The sequence below is a fragment of the Kitasatospora sp. NPDC001119 genome (assembly GCF_053598475.1).
Genome location: NZ_JBSFKI010000073.1, coordinates 1 through 14,415, shown reverse-complemented (window position 1 = coordinate 14,415; position 14,415 = coordinate 1). Strand labels below are relative to the sequence as shown.

Annotated in this window: 9 protein-coding genes; all 9 read left to right on the top strand. The window is 67.6% G+C overall.

Annotated elements, in window-relative coordinates; all coding sequences use genetic code 11:
• Positions 1 to 31: 31 nt before the first annotated feature.
• The 9 genes from ACWDD9_RS42535 (at position 32) to ACWDD9_RS42495 (ending at position 14,281) form a co-directional block, all read left to right on the top strand.
• Positions 32 to 1,825 (top strand): B12-binding domain-containing radical SAM protein, encoded by a 1,794-nt coding sequence (locus ACWDD9_RS42535; RefSeq protein WP_449814630.1) that lies wholly within the window; start codon positions 32 to 34, stop codon positions 1,823 to 1,825.
• Complete coding sequence (locus ACWDD9_RS42530; RefSeq protein ID WP_449814629.1) at positions 1,822 to 2,601, top strand: nucleoside phosphorylase; 780 nt, start codon at positions 1,822 to 1,824, stop codon at positions 2,599 to 2,601. Before ACWDD9_RS42535 ends, ACWDD9_RS42530 begins: the two co-directional genes overlap by 4 nt.
• A gap of 875 nt (positions 2,602 to 3,476) precedes the next feature.
• Complete coding sequence (locus tag ACWDD9_RS42525; RefSeq protein WP_449814628.1) at positions 3,477 to 3,785, top strand: helix-turn-helix domain-containing protein; 309 nt, start codon at positions 3,477 to 3,479, stop codon at positions 3,783 to 3,785.
• Entirely contained in the window at positions 3,786 to 5,048 is a 1,263-nt protein-coding gene (locus tag ACWDD9_RS42520) for a tyrosine-type recombinase/integrase (protein WP_449814627.1), read from the top strand. It begins immediately after the preceding gene.
• Positions 5,049 to 5,607: 559 nt separating this feature from the next.
• Entirely contained in the window at positions 5,608 to 6,876 is a 1,269-nt protein-coding gene (locus ACWDD9_RS42515; RefSeq protein ID WP_449814626.1) for a restriction endonuclease, read from the top strand.
• Positions 6,877 to 7,475: 599 nt separating this feature from the next.
• The gene (locus ACWDD9_RS42510; RefSeq protein ID WP_449814625.1) at positions 7,476 to 8,369 is read left to right on the top strand and encodes a hypothetical protein; all 894 of its coding nucleotides are present in this window, start codon (positions 7,476 to 7,478) and stop codon (positions 8,367 to 8,369) included.
• On the top strand, positions 8,354 to 11,896 hold the full coding sequence (locus ACWDD9_RS42505; protein ID WP_449814624.1) for a DEAD/DEAH box helicase: 3,543 nt from the start codon (positions 8,354 to 8,356) through the stop codon (positions 11,894 to 11,896). Before ACWDD9_RS42510 ends, ACWDD9_RS42505 begins: the two co-directional genes overlap by 16 nt.
• Positions 11,897 to 12,129: 233 nt before the next feature.
• The gene (locus tag ACWDD9_RS42500; protein WP_449814623.1) at positions 12,130 to 13,767 is read left to right on the top strand and encodes an ISL3 family transposase; all 1,638 of its coding nucleotides are present in this window, start codon (positions 12,130 to 12,132) and stop codon (positions 13,765 to 13,767) included.
• A 40-nt stretch (positions 13,768 to 13,807) separates the two neighbouring features.
• Complete coding sequence (locus tag ACWDD9_RS42495) at positions 13,808 to 14,281, top strand: hypothetical protein (RefSeq protein WP_449814622.1); 474 nt, start codon at positions 13,808 to 13,810, stop codon at positions 14,279 to 14,281.
• Positions 14,282 to 14,415: the final 134 nt, after the last annotated feature.

Below are 14,415 nucleotides of genomic sequence, written 5' to 3'. Positions count from 1 at the left end.
CGACCACCCGCTCTCACCGAAGGAGCCATCCATGTCCGTACTCGCCGCAGAAACCGCCGCCATCCGAGCCAGCGAGATCCCCATCGTCGGCCCCTACCCGACCGACCGCCCCGACGGCGCCCTGCGCGTGGTCTTCCTCATCCCCTACGGCCACGCCTACTCGCTGATGTGCAACGGTCCGATGAGCCTGTACGACCTCGTCAACCGCACCGCCGGCATCCCCGCGTACGCCGAACGCGCCCTCCAGTACGACAACCTCGTCCGCGACGGGAACCGCCTCACCACCCCCGACGGCGAGCCCTACCGCACCATCGAATCCGCCGCGCCGGTCCACCAGGCCGACATCGTCGGCGTCTCCGTCACCAACTCCGGTGACCTCCACAGCGTCCTGCGCCTGCTCGACCTCGCCGGAATCCCCCGGCGCAGCGCCGACCGGGTCCCCGGCATCCACCCGCTGGTCGTCGGCGGCAACGCGGGCTTGGCCAACCCGGAGGTCCTCGCCGACTACCTCGACGTCGTGGCCATGGGCGAGGCCGAGGTCTCGTTCGCCGAACTCCTTCGCACCCTCCACGTGAATCCGCGGACCCCGGAGAACGACGCACTCGTGCAGATCTCCCGGATCCCCGGCCTGTACGTACCCGCGCTCTACGAGTACGACTTCGCCCCCGGCGGCGGTGTCCTGGCGGTTCGGCCCAAGGCCCCCACCGTGCCGGCCACGGTCAACACCCAGTTCCTCGAACTGCGGGACCTGCACGACGCGCACTTCACCTACCCGATCACCGACGGCACCGCCGCCGGTCTGATCCCGGTGCTCGGCTGCAAGCACAGCTGCCACTTCTGCACCCTCGGTGTGCCGCCGTTCCGCGAGGTCCCGATCGAGATCCTCACGGCCTACCTCGACCGCGTCGAGGAACTCGGCGTCGAGCGCATCATCATCAGCGCCCCGACCTTCACCCAGTACCGGAGGCGTGAAGAACTCCTCAACCGGATCCGGGCCTACTCCGACCGGGCCGCCGAGCGCGGCGTCAAGGTCACCACCATCATCGGCTCCGTCCGCGCCGACGAGATGACCTCCGACTACCTGCGCGACATCAACGAACTGGGGAACTTCGGACACCTGTTCACCGAGCTGAACCTCACCCAGGCTCGCGGAATCATCACGATCGCCCCCGAGTTCGCCTCTGCGGAACTCCTCGACATCTACTACAAGACCATGCGCCCGGAACGCGTCAACAAGACCATCGAGCAGTGCCGCGACACCGTCATCAACACGGTCATGCTCTATTTCATCGTCGGCGCGCCCGGCGAGCGTCCCGAGGACCGCCGCGCCATCGCCGACCGTGCCAAGGAGATCCGGGAACTCCTCGACCGGCCCGACGCAGCCGTGATCGTCAAGCTCCATGGGTTCATGCCCAAGCCCGGGACGCCTGGCCAGCGCCTGCGCATGTCCGACCCCGAAGCCCTCGACCGGTACGGTGACGAGATCGCGGCCAGGCTGCGCGACCTGGTCGGCCAGCCCGACTTCGACCAGCACTACCGCGTGCAGTTTGGCGAGAAGAGCCGCCTGTACCTGGAGGCCATCTGCCTGCGGGGCGACCGCCGGATCGGGCACGTCCTGGAGGACCTCTACGACAACGGGATGGACCCCACCAACCTGCCCAGGGACGTCCTGGTCGACACCCTGGCGGCCCACGGCCTCGACTTCGCGCGGCACCTGCGGCACATGGACGACCCGGTGCTGCCCTGGCACGTCTTCAACGACGTCGACCCCACGACGGAGCAGACCCTCATCAAGGCCCTCAACAACCGGCCGGGCTGGCAGTGACCGAGCCCGCTGTGCTGCCCTTCCCGGCCCACCCTGGCAAGTTCGCCTGGCCCTCTATCACCGACCCGGCCGACCACGTCGCCTACGTCCGCACCCGCTACCCGGGCGCCGACCTCTCCGCCGCAGCCGGCGCCGTCCTGGTCTACCCGCACTCCCTGCTGGAGCACGCCCGTACCGTCCACCGCCTGCACGACCTGGGACGGTGGACGTCCGGCACCCTCCACCTCACCGACGAGCAGATCGTCCTCTGCTCCGGGTTCGGCCGCGGCGCACCCGCAGCGGCCCTCCTGCTCGAACAACTCATCGCCCTCGGCGTCCGCCGCGTCATCACCATCGGCACCGCGGCCACCCTCCAACCGGACCTGCCGCCCGGGACGGTCGTCGTTGTCCGGCAGGCCTACCGCGACGAGGGCACCTCCCACCACTACCTCCCCCCAGGCCGCACCGTCGAGGCGTCGGCCCAGCTCAGCGACTCCTTCCGGTCGAACCTCGACGCAGCAGGATGCCCAGTGCGATGCGGCGCGGCATGGACCAGTGACGCTCTCTACCACGAGACAGCCGAAGAAGTCCGCGCCTACGCCGCCCAGGGAGTACTAGCCGCCGACATGGAAGCCGCCGGCATGCTGGCAGTCGCCCAGCACCGGGACGTCGCCGTCTCGGTCGGCCTGGTCGTCGCCGACTCACTGGCCCACCGTACGCCGCGCGCTGACCACCCGGACACCACCAGCGGCCTGAGAAGCGCCCTGTCTGCCGCCGTGGCAACGTTGACCGGTTGATGTCCGGGCTGCGCTCCGAGGTGTTCACCGGCCGCGTACCTCTACGGATGTCCCGTAACACCGGCGGGCACATACCGAAGATGCGGGCCCGTGGACGGCACCCACGGGGCGCACCCCATTGGCACCCAGGCCGGCGAGCGAAGGCCGACTGCCGACTGCCGACCACGGAAAGTAGCTCCCGATGAGCAATGGATCTGCCTGGACGGTCGTGCACGTGGATGGAAAGGGGGCCGGAGGGGGCACTTCGGGAGCGCTATCCCCGCTCCATCCCCGCTCAGGGATAAAAGGGACAGATTGAAGGCCAGGGAGAGCGCCAGCGCAGACGGCGAGGAAGCTCCAAATACGAAAAGAGCCAGGTCAGTTGCTCTCTGACCTGGCTCTCTCGCCAGTGGGGCGCCAGGGGCTCGAACCCTGAACCTACGGATTAAAAGTCCGCAGCTCTTGAGTTAGCGTCGGCGCGACGTAGGGGACCGACGGCCATGGACTCCTTACTTCGTCACAGACCGTAGCTGCCGTCCCGCGTCTGCCGTCACTTTCAGGGTACTCCGAGCCCTTGCCCGGCGCTCTGGCCGCGACCCACCGGGCAAGGACGCCATTCGCGGCACGCATCGCGACCGGCGTCGAGAAGCGCCTCCTCGCCCTCGGGTGACCTGCACAGACTCCCGGCGGCGGCTGGCCCTCCTCGGCGGTCGAAGACGTCAGGTGGCCTTCCACCCGGTGTGCCCACCGGGTCTCGACGCGCTTCGAAGAACGACACGTGCATACGGTCTGCCCCGTTCAGCACGCCAAACCCTGTTCCGCCCGTCCAGGCGGACAGGTGACTGTGGGCGTGCCCCGGCCGAGCCCGAGCGGCTCCACCCCACCAGAGGGAGACCATGCGCGTTCGACCCCACGTTCCCACCGCCAGCCGGCTTTCGGTTCCGACCCCGGCCGTCGCCGCAGCCCCCACGCACGAGGCCGATCCGGCACCGGAGTTCGACCTCCTGCACGGCGGCTGGTACTCGACCGAGGAACTCGCCGCACTGCTGGACGTCGACCCCTCGACGCTGCGGCGCTGGCGCACCGCCACTCCCCCGCAGGGACCGCCCTTCGTCCAGATCGCACCCCGGCTCTACCTCTACAGCATCCCCGACACCCAGCTGTGGCTCGCCCAGAAGCGCACCGACCCATCCGAGGCAGCCTGAATGCCCGACCACACCCAGCTCATCCCCATGGGTGTCGACCTCACCGACGACATCGAGCACCGCCCCGACCGCCGCCCGCAGTTCCGCTACCGCGCCCGTGTGCGCTGGACGGACCCCAACGGCGGCGGCCGCAAGTCGGCTTCCTCCTCCGTCCCCACGGAGGAGGAAGCCAAGGCCTGGATCGCCCGCATGAAGCGGGCAGCAGCACGCGGCATCACCCCCAAGACCCTCACCATGACCCTCGCCGAGTACGGCGACGAGAACTGGGACCTGGCGATGCGCGGCCTGGAGACCACCACCCTCGACCCCTACACCGCCGGCTGGAAGCTGCGCGTCACCCCGGTCCTCGGCCACATACCCGTCACCAGCATCACCAACGGCATCACCGACCGGGCCCTCCACTCATGGATCGCCGACGGGCTCAGCATCTCCTCCGTCAAGAACAGCCTCGCCCCGCTCGTGCGCATCATGGAGCAAGCCGTCCGCGACGGCCTCATCGACTTCAACCCTTCCCGCATGAGCGGCTGGCAGCGCCTCTACAAGAGGGCCGAGGACGAACTCGACGATCCCCGATCCCTCGCCCTCGCCGACTGGGACGCCCTCGACGAGCTCGCCAACGCCCTGGTCGAGCGCTCCCACAACCACTACCGCGGCTGGGGCGACATCGTCCGCTTCGCCGCCTGCACCGCCGCCCGCATCGGCGAAGTCTCCGGCGTCCGCGTCAAGGACATCAACCGCTTCGACTGGACCTGGGACCTGTGCCGCCAGACCACCACCGGCCCCGGCGGCCTCATCGACAAGGGCACCAAAGGCAAGCGGCGGCGCACTGTCCCCATCATCGAAGAGATCCGCGACCTCGTGAACTGGCGCATGAACGTCGTCGGCAACGACCCCATGGCCCGCCTCTTCACCGGGCCGCGCGGCGGCCGCATCACCACCGCCATCCTGCGCGACGCCACCCACTGGGACGAAGTCGTCGTCAGCCTCGGCTACGAGTACCTGCGCCGACACGACCTCCGGCACACCGGCCTCACCTGGTTCGCCGACGCCGGCGTACCCATCCACGTCCTCCAGAAAATCGCCGGACACGGCCACCTCACAACCACCCAGCGTTACCTGCACCCGGACAAGAGCTCCATCGAGAACGCCGGCCGTACCCTCAGCAAGCACCTGTCCACCGACCGCCACACCCCGCAGACACCAGCCTCCGCCCACCCGGCATCCGCAGAGGCGCCAGTACGCCACCTGCGTCTCGTCCAGTGAGCAACCACCGTGCTGTACAAGTGGACTTGTGACAGCAGAGGAAGAACTCGACACGCCACCTTGGGCACGGCTGCTGCGCCGCGAGCAGCTGGCACGCAACATCCACGGCAGCCTCAGAGCCTCCGGGTTCACCGTGCCGCTGGCAACGGTCCTCGACCACTACAGCGCTCCTGCCAGAACTCCGGAACCGGACGCTCCCACTCCCCCGCACGCGAGCGCGCCCTCAGCACAGCCCGCCGGATTCCCGGCAGCCCCAACCGGGTAGGGCTGCCGACGTATCGCTCAGGCAGCACGGACTCCCGCACCGGTCCGCACTGCCACGGACCAGGGGGTGGACGGGTGGCGCGCCGAAAGACCGTGGCGGAAATCCTCGCCGAGGCGTACCGCTTGAAGCAACAGGCACGAGCCGTGGAAGCCCAGCAGGCCGCCGCCCCGCCTGCCCCAGCCCCGCCCCCGGAAGCGGGAGGTCGACCCCGCCGTCGAACACGCCCGTCTCCTGGCCGCCGGCGAGAAGCACCTCCGGCGCGAGGAGGCCACCCGCGCCAAGGAAGCCGCGCGCGTGGAAGCCGAGTTGGCCAAACGCCAGACGGCCCGCCGCCGCGTCGTGGAGACACGGAGGCGCGAGGAGGCGCAGGCCGAAAAGGCAGCCGAACGGCAGGCCCGGCAGGCGGAGGCCGATCGCCTCAAGTCCCAGGCGGAGCAGGACACCGCCGACTGCCAACGACGCCGCGAGGAGCTTGAGACGGTCCTGTTCCTCCGGCCCGACGGCCTCGAACTGTGGCACCCGCACGTGGAACAGGCCTTCACCCACGACGGCCCTCAGGGCGTCTCGAACGTCGTCGAAGACCTGCTGCGACGCTCCCCCGTCCCCGACGGCTGCCGCACCGCGGCCCACGCCATCTACGTCCCGGAGGCCCAGCAACTCCTCATCGAGGTCGACCTCCCGAACCACGAGATCGTCCCCACCGTCGCCTCCTACCGCTACATCGCCCAGCGCTCCGAGATCGTTCCCCAGCCGCTCAAGCAGGCCGAGGTGCACGACGCCTACGCCCGCCTGGTGGCCCGCCTCGCCCTGCGGGCCCTGGACGAGGCGTTCTCCGTCACACCGGCCGCCTTCGTGGAGAGCATCATCCTCAACGGACGCGTCAACGCCACCGACCGCGCCACCAGCCAGGCAATCCGGGCCTGCGTCGTCAGCCTCGTCGCCCTACGCAAGGACTTCGCCGAACTGGTCCTGGACGAACCGAGACTCGACCCCCAACAGTGCCTGCACCGCCTCGGCGCCACCGTCTCCAAACACCCCCACGACCTGGAACCGGTCACACCCGTCGTCGAAGCAGACCTGTCCCGCTACCGCATCATCACCGAAACCGCCGTGGTGGCCACCCTCGACAGCCGGCCCGAACTGCTCCAAATGAACCCCTACGACTTCGAACGCCTGGTCCGCGAACTCTTCGAAGCCATGGGCTACGAGACCTGGCGCACCCAGGGCTCCCGCGACGACGGCGTGGACGCCGTCGCGACCTTGACCGACCCGACCGGATCCACCATCTTCGCCATCCAGGCCAAGCGCTCCAAGAACCTCGTATCGGTGAACACCGTCCGCGCCATGTCGGGCGTCATGCACGACAAGGACGCCGGCTACGGCATCGTTGTTACCACCTCGTGGTTCGGCAAGGACAGCTACGACTTCGCCCATCGCAACGGCCGCCTGCGCCTCATCGACGGCCGCAACCTCAAAGCCCTGCTCGCCGAACACCTGAACATCGACGCCCTGATCGGGCTGCCCAAGGTCCCCCCGGGCTGGCAGGCCGGTGACCTCGTGTAGGTGCGAACGCGCGCCCGCCTCACAGGGTTGCGGCGGACCCTCGGCCGATGGCTGCGACCCCCAGCAAGATCACAAAGCGGCGGCTCCACAGCCGCCCACCACCTGCCGGACCATCAACAGAAAGGCCGCTCTGGCCTGGCATTTCTCCCGCCCAACGGCCTTCCGACACAATGCCGGAACAACAGGATCTGGACCTGCGACAACCTCTATTTCCGCTGATGACTTGGCGCAAGTGAGGTTGAGGTTGGACGGGGGACTTCCACCTACGGCAAAGTCCGCCAGACCCTCGACAAGGCCGTCACCGCCCCGACAGTCCCGCCGCTGGCCCTGCAGCTGAAGCAGACGGCTGTGCCGGACTCGACTGCCCTCCCGCGGGAAAGGCCCACCAACGGCTCCACCGCTGCCGAGAGGAACCTCGGCGCCATTGCTCTCTGCCCCGGACGAGTCTCCGGAGAGATGGCTGGTCAACGGACTGTTCAGCCTCGCGCCGTCGATGCATGGACCGCCGGCTCCCTGAGTAGGCCTTCACCGATGCCTGACCGCTCTGGAACGCATGTTCTCCCTAAGATGTACTCACCAGAGGCGTGAGGAGCTTTGGAGTGGCCTCTATACCGGCCTACGACGCGAAGCGGCGGGCTGATGCTGTAAGTGGGCGGCTGACTGCGTTGTTCGACCGCTCGGCTAAGGGAGCCGGACAAGTGTGTCCGTGGGAGCTGGTCGTCTTCGACGACCTGAGCGCAGAGGCACGGGCGGCGGCGGCCTGGATCGTGGCTGATTCGGTCATGCAGGATCGCACCGGCAATCAGTCGGCGGCCTACAGCCTGTGGCGGCATGCCGTGCTCTCGGGAACGAAGCTGGCTGGCGACGACCGCGCGGAGGTGCTGGCCTTCGCCATACCGGTGTTCAAGGCGGCGGGAGAGGAAGCGACCAACGCCCTTATCGGATACGTCGGCGAGTGGCTGTGGTACCTGATAACGCGCGAGCTTCCGCCCGAGGTCGACCGGACAATCGAGATCATCAACTCCCCCAGCGGCACGGTGACGGACAGTGGTGGTGACGGGATCGTCGTTCATCGTCTGACAGGTGCGGAGGGCGGTTTCTCCTTCAGATTGTGGGAGATGAAGAAGTTCACGGCCGACCCTACGAAGTCGAGCGATGTGGGAACGACGATCCGGAACGCGTGGCGCCAGCTCGGCACGAGCGGGGCCGAATACCTGGCGATGATGTCGTTCGCCGACCAGCACCTTTCCAAAGACTCGCACGCGTTTGTCAGCACCCTCGTGCGGCAGTGGGTGCAGGCAGCCCCTTCCAGCAACGCGGGGGTGAGCGTGGCACTCGACGAGACCGCAGTCCCGCAGCAGGCCTTCCACTTGTCTCACACGCACTTCACATCGCATAGGCATGACGGCGCATTGGCAGGACTGATCATCGGCATCGATGAACTCGGTGAATTCGCCAAGGACGTAAGGAGCTATGTGTGGAACGCACTCTAGACCTTCAGGTCCTGACCCTTGCCCTTGGCAATCACAGCGGAGCGATCCTTCCCGCCCCTGCGGAGCTTCTTGCCCTGCTGACGGAGCTGGAGATCAATGCCGTGCGAGCTGACGCAGGTGTTCCGGAGGACGTCCTGAACACTGCGTGGCTCCTCCACGGCCTTGCCGCAGTCAGCCCTGGCGCCGCGGACTATGACCCCGCCCAGGTACGTCATGCGTTCGCCGTCAGTGCTCACGTCCTCGATCTTGCCCTCGCCGGTGAGCACGACGACAACGAGCGTCTGAAGATCGCATTCGCTGCGCAGGCTGGCTACCGGCGATGCGAGCAGGACCCCAACGCCACTGCGGTCTACCGCTCAGTCGAACGGCTCGTAAGAACCGACACAGAGCTCCCCGAGCACATCGAAACCCTCGCCCTCGAGGCGGGCGTGGCCTTCCTCGGCATGGACCGCCCCAAACTCACCACGGTGCTTCAGGCTTGGCGCCGCCAGCTCGCCCAACTCCGCGCACTTCTCGGCCGCCGCTTCGATCGGCCGGACACTCTGGCCGGCACCATGTACGGTCCGGCCGAGGCCGTCGTCAACGCAGTTCACCACCTCCACCAGCACCTCGCATTCGGCGACCAGAACGACCTCGACACTGCGGTGCAGCTACTCGGGGATGTCGTGGCGCAGCAGACTGGTACCGGCGACTTGCTGGCGCGCTGGGTGGCCTCGCACCTACTCGAGCTCAGTGAAGACCTCTCTGACAGCAGCCTCTACCAGCTACTGCCACCAGGCACGCCGCCGGCCGTCGCCCGGACCTTCGCACTCTCTAACCCACCAGTGCTCACCCTGTGGCCGCCGCAGCGCAAATTGCTCGAACTCGAGCGGGGGAACCCTGTCGACCCCGCGACGATGCGCAGCCTCATCAGCGTACCCACAAGCGCAGGCAAGACGCTTATGGCACAGCTGGTGATCTGTGCGCATCTGGCGCAAGCCCACGGCCGGGTACTGTACGTATCGCCGATGCGCAGCCTTGGCCGCGAGATGCGGCAAGCCCTGCGCGGGCGGCTGCGGCTGCTGGGACGGCGGCTGGCTGCCGATCTGCCAGACTTCCCCATCGGCGACAGGATGCTGGGGAATCTCAACGACGACGTGGAGATCCTCACCCCTGAACGGCTGATGCACATGCTGCGTCATGATCCCGTGGAAGCCCTCGCCGGCGTCGGGCTGATCGTGGTGGACGAGGCCCATCACATGGCGCAAGCCCAACGAGGCTTTGTGTTGGAGGGACTGCTGGCGTTCTGCCAGATTCACCCGGAAGCACCGCGACTGGTGCTGCTGTCCGCAGCCGTTGGGAACCGGGCGGCGCTGGCGTCTTGGTTGGACCCGGCCCACCCGCCAGAGGAGGTGTTCTTCAGTGACACCTGGCGCGGGCCGCGGCGCCTGCACGGGTTGCTGTCTCCGCACTACATGCGAGATCGCGTGGAGCGAACTGAGCGCAGGCCCACCAAAAGAGCGCGCGGACGCGTTAAAGCGGTAGTGCCGGTAGCCCTGCGGATGGCCCTGCGCCCCACCACGGCGTCCAAACCGACGGTGCTGCTCACCCGGGAGCTCGGACGGAAATCATTCGCCGAGACGTACGAAGGAGACTGGAGCAGGGATACGTTGCTCGCAGGCGGCACCGCGAACTACCAGCTGTTCGCGGCAGGAGCAGCCTACTTGGCGACCAAGGGCAGCGTGCTGATGGTCGTCCCGACAAAAAGGATCGCCCGCGACACCGCACGTGCGATAGCCGATCACCTGGAAGCGCGGGCCGAGGCCGAGCCCTTGGCCGTCTACCTATCCGAAACCCTAGGGGAGGAACACCCCCTGGTGTCGTGCGCACGCAAGGGCGTCGCCTACCACCACGGCGCGCTGCCCGACGATGTCCTAGAGGCGATCGAGGACGCGTTGCGCACTGGGCAGCTCCTAGCGATCGCCAGCACCAGCACCTTGACCGATGGCGTCAACCTGCCTGTACGCACTGTCATCGTCCATCATCCAGTCGACGGGGACTTCCGGACCTACGAGCGGCAACGGCAGATGACGGACGCAGAGCTGCTGAACGCGGTCGGCCGGGCCGGGCGTGCAGGCCGCGAGAGCGAGGGATGGATACTTCTCACTCGACAGGTCACACCCACCACAGCCGACTTCGACCGACTCACCCCGAGCGACGACCAGCTACACGTCACCTCAGCCCTATTGGACGCCCAGGTCCTGGAACAGCTCGCTGAGGCCGAGAACAGGGTCCGAGACGACGCTGACGAGGTACTCAAGCTCGCAGGCACACTGATTGCAGACTTCGCCGCCTACGTGTGGTTCACGGTGGACGCCCTCGGCTCGATGCCTGCCTTGGACGGTACCCCCCTCAAGGCCGTCGAGAACCTCCCCGCACTCCAGCTCGTGGAGGACCCCGAGGCGCGCTCAAGGTGGCTATCGCTGGCCGAGAAGGTCGCCGAAGTTCACGCCGCGACCAGCCCCGCGACCCGCAGGCGCTGGGCCACCACCGGAACCAGCCTATTCACCGCCCGTAACCTCGACGAGCTTGCCCGGTGGCTCACCGCTGAGGTCCGCACCCTGACAGCACACCATGACGAGACACAGTGGGAAGGCGACTTCGACGGGTGGTCGCTGGCCCCGGACGAGTGGCCGCTTCGCCGCACGCTCGACTTCCTCGCCGAGCACCGCGTACTCGACACGTTGCTCGGTCTGCCCGAGGTTGCGGGAAACTGGCGGTTCACCGACCGGGAGCACCGGGGTAACCCCGTGGAAGTGCCAGTGAGCCAAGCAATCACCGATTGGATCTCCGGCCTGCCAATCCCTCGCCTCGCACAGCGCTGGCTGCCGAACGTGGAGCGGGTATGGGCGCTGGAACAGACTGTCGACAACATCAGTCGCACCTTCGAGCATGCCTTGTCGTGGACCCTTGGTGCGCTGATCCACCTGGTCAACACGCAACTCGCCGACTTCGGTTCCCGCACCCGTCTCCACCTTGAGACCGGCTGGTACCTGCGACACGGCGTCGACACAGCCCAGGCTCTGAAGCTGCTCACCTCTGGGATAACCTCGCGCCGTCTCGCCCACGCCATGGGGTCCGTCGCAGTCAACCAGCAAATCCCGTCCGCGGACATGAAGGAATGGGTGTCCGCCTGGCAGATTGACGGCTGGCTCTCCCTGTTCCAACCCACACCGCGGGAGATCGATGAACTTCTGGAATACGTGCGTCAGCCCCGAGATCTGATTGGCGAACTCATAGGCGGCAGAACTGTCAGCGTCGAGGTTGTCCTTGACCCAAGGAGGGAACCGGCCGCAGGCGAAGCCACGATAGAGCGGCCGACCCCCGATTCGCCGACGCTCAGCGTCTTCGTCGGACCGAACCGCGCGGGATACATCCGGGTCCAGCAACAGGTCGACGTTCTCACCGTACTCGACAGCGGGCTGTCGCTAAATCTCTCCCTGGTGAACGGACAACTGACTATCGCTAGGTCTCCATGGTCAGGCTGAGCGGGCCGTCACGGCTTATGCCATCGGAGGGGTCAGCGCTGGCCGCCCTCGCTACGGTCCCGATCTGCGAGTCCGTTGCAGGAGCAGCCACCCTGTATTGGGCAGGTGCTTTGAGGTTCTGGCTCAGCTTGTGTGACCGGTGACGGTCCGTGACGAAACAGCGGCTCTCGTCGGGTTCGTAGATCGACTGAAAGTCGTCGGCCTGGCTTCCGGGTGGCTGACAGTCGGCGGTCGTGACGCAATCGTGGTCCCTGTTCAGGGAGTTGCTGTTCCCGTCGGTGTCGGAGGTGGCGGTCGTCCGGGTGGAAGCGGCCGGTTCCGTGGTGCGGGTGGAGGCGCGGTCGACCGTCGACGGGGCCAACTGCCCGGGCTGCGGGACCCGGTCGAGTCGTGTGCACGGCTCCTATCTGCGATTCCCGGCCGACCTGCCGAGCGCGGGACGGCGGGTGGTGCTCGCGCTCCGGGTGCGCCGGTTCTCCTGCCCGGACCGGTCGTGCCCACGGCGGACCTTCGTCGAGCAAATCGAAGGCCTGACGCACCGTCACGGGCAGAGCACCGAACGGCTGCGCTCCTCGCTGGCCGCGATCGGGCTCGCCCTGGCGGGCCGGGCCGGCGAGCGGATGACCGGGCTGCTGGGCCTGCGCGGGAGCCGCAGCACCCTGCTGCGACGGGTGATGGAGCTGCCGGACCGGCCCGTCGGCGCCCCGACCGCGGTCGGAGTGGACGACTTCGCGCTGCGCAAGGGCCACGTCTACGGCACGGTGATCATCGACGCCCGCACCCACCGGGTCCTCGACCTGCTCCCGGAGCGCGACGCCGCCACGCTCGTCCCGTGGCTCGCCAGCCAGCCGCAGGTGGAGGTGATCTGCCGCGACCGGGCCAGCGCCTACGCGGAGGCCGCTGACACCGCCGCTCCCCAAGCCAAGCAGGTCGCCGACCGCTACCACCTGTGGCACAACCTCACCCGGGCAGTCGAACGCACCGTCCTCGACCACCGCTCCTGCCTGCACAGCCTCCCCGCGGTCGAGCCGGAACCCGAACCGCAGTGGGAGACCCCGCTCCCCGACGGGCCCGGCACCGACGACAAGGACGAGACGGAGGAGCCGGCCGGTCCCACCGGGCGGATGGCGAACCGTCGCAGTGTCCACCACACCCTGGTCCACGACCTACTGGACCGCGGGATGAGCATGCGCGAGGTCGCCCGCCACCTCGGCTGGGGCCGCAACACCGCCCGTCGGTACGCGCACGCCGCACGCTGGCAGGACATGATGAAGGACCGCAGCCCCCGGTCGAGCAAGCTCGACCCGTTCAAGCCCTACCTGGCCGCGCGATGGGAGGAGACCAGCGGCAAGATCACCGGCCGCGTGCTGTTCGAGGAGATCACCGCCCGGGGCTACCGGGGCGGCCGCACACTCCTCGCCCAGTGGAAGAGCCAGGCCCTCACCGCACCGGACAGCGCACCGCCGCCCCCGCCGCCGCCCTCGATACGGCAGGCCACCGGCTGGCTGACCCGCCACCCCGCCGGGCTCACCCCCGACGAGGAGGTCCAGCGCAAGACGCTCCTCGCCCACTGCCCCGAACTCGACACCGCCTCCGGCCTGGCCACCTCCTTCGCCGAGATGCTCACCCGCCTCGAAGGCGAACGCCTCGCCGGGTGGATCACCGACGCCATGACCTCGGGCCTGCCCGGCATCAGCACCTTCGCCATCGGCCTGAACAGCGACTACGACGCCGTCCACGCCGGACTGACCACCCACTGGAACTCCGGCCCCGTCGAAGGAACCGTCAACCGGATCAAGATGCTCAAACGACAGATGTACGGACACGCCGGCTTCCAACTCCTACGCAAGCGCGTCCTGTTGGCTACGTGAGCACTTCCCGAGCTTGCTTCCTGCAGCGATCATGGTCGACATGGACAACCGGTTTGACCAGGACAGTTACTCGGACAGCAGTGTTTCCCAGCCGAAATGGGCCGAAGAGGTGGGTCTTCAGACCGTCGACTCAGATGGCCTCCTTCGGTCTGTCACCGTCTATATCGGCCCGCCCTCCACAGCACTCATCACACTCCTTGACGACGGCTCACTCACCGAGATCAGCGGGAGCGACTATCTCGACTGCCTTATCCAGGCTCGACGACAGCTGGAACGCGACGGCCGTCTACTCTGCTGCCAGGGAGCCCGCCCCGACGTTCACCCGTCCGGACAGTTGCGCCAGTTCACCAACGGACGGCAGGCGTACGTGCACTTCTTGGACGCTGGGGGCGAGGCCCCTGAGACTGTCGACATCTTCGACCCGGCACCACCTGAAGACGTCGTAAGTCTCGATGACCAGCGAGCAGCCATCATCCGCGCCTGGAATACACGGCACCCGGGCAATCAGATCTGACCCATCAACCAGTCACGCATCATGAAGGCTCACAGAAGTGATGCTGTTGGTGATCTTCACTGGGGAGGGTGAGGCTGACGGCTTTTCCGGTCGCTGGCCCTGTGCGCCTGCTGTCCTGCTCTGGAGATCCGAGC

Excerpts from the sequence above, each read along its gene's own strand:
- ACWDD9_RS42535 (WP_449814630.1), top strand. The coding sequence starts at position 32 with ATGTCCGTACTCGCCGCAGAAACCGCCGCCATCCGAGCCAGCGAGATC.
- ACWDD9_RS42495 (WP_449814622.1), top strand. The coding sequence starts at position 13,808 with ATGGACAACCGGTTTGACCAGGACAGTTACTCGGACAGCAGTGTTTCC.
- ACWDD9_RS42525 (WP_449814628.1), top strand. The coding sequence starts at position 3,477 with ATGCGCGTTCGACCCCACGTTCCCACCGCCAGCCGGCTTTCGGTTCCG.
- ACWDD9_RS42520 (WP_449814627.1), top strand. The coding sequence starts at position 3,786 with ATGCCCGACCACACCCAGCTCATCCCCATGGGTGTCGACCTCACCGAC.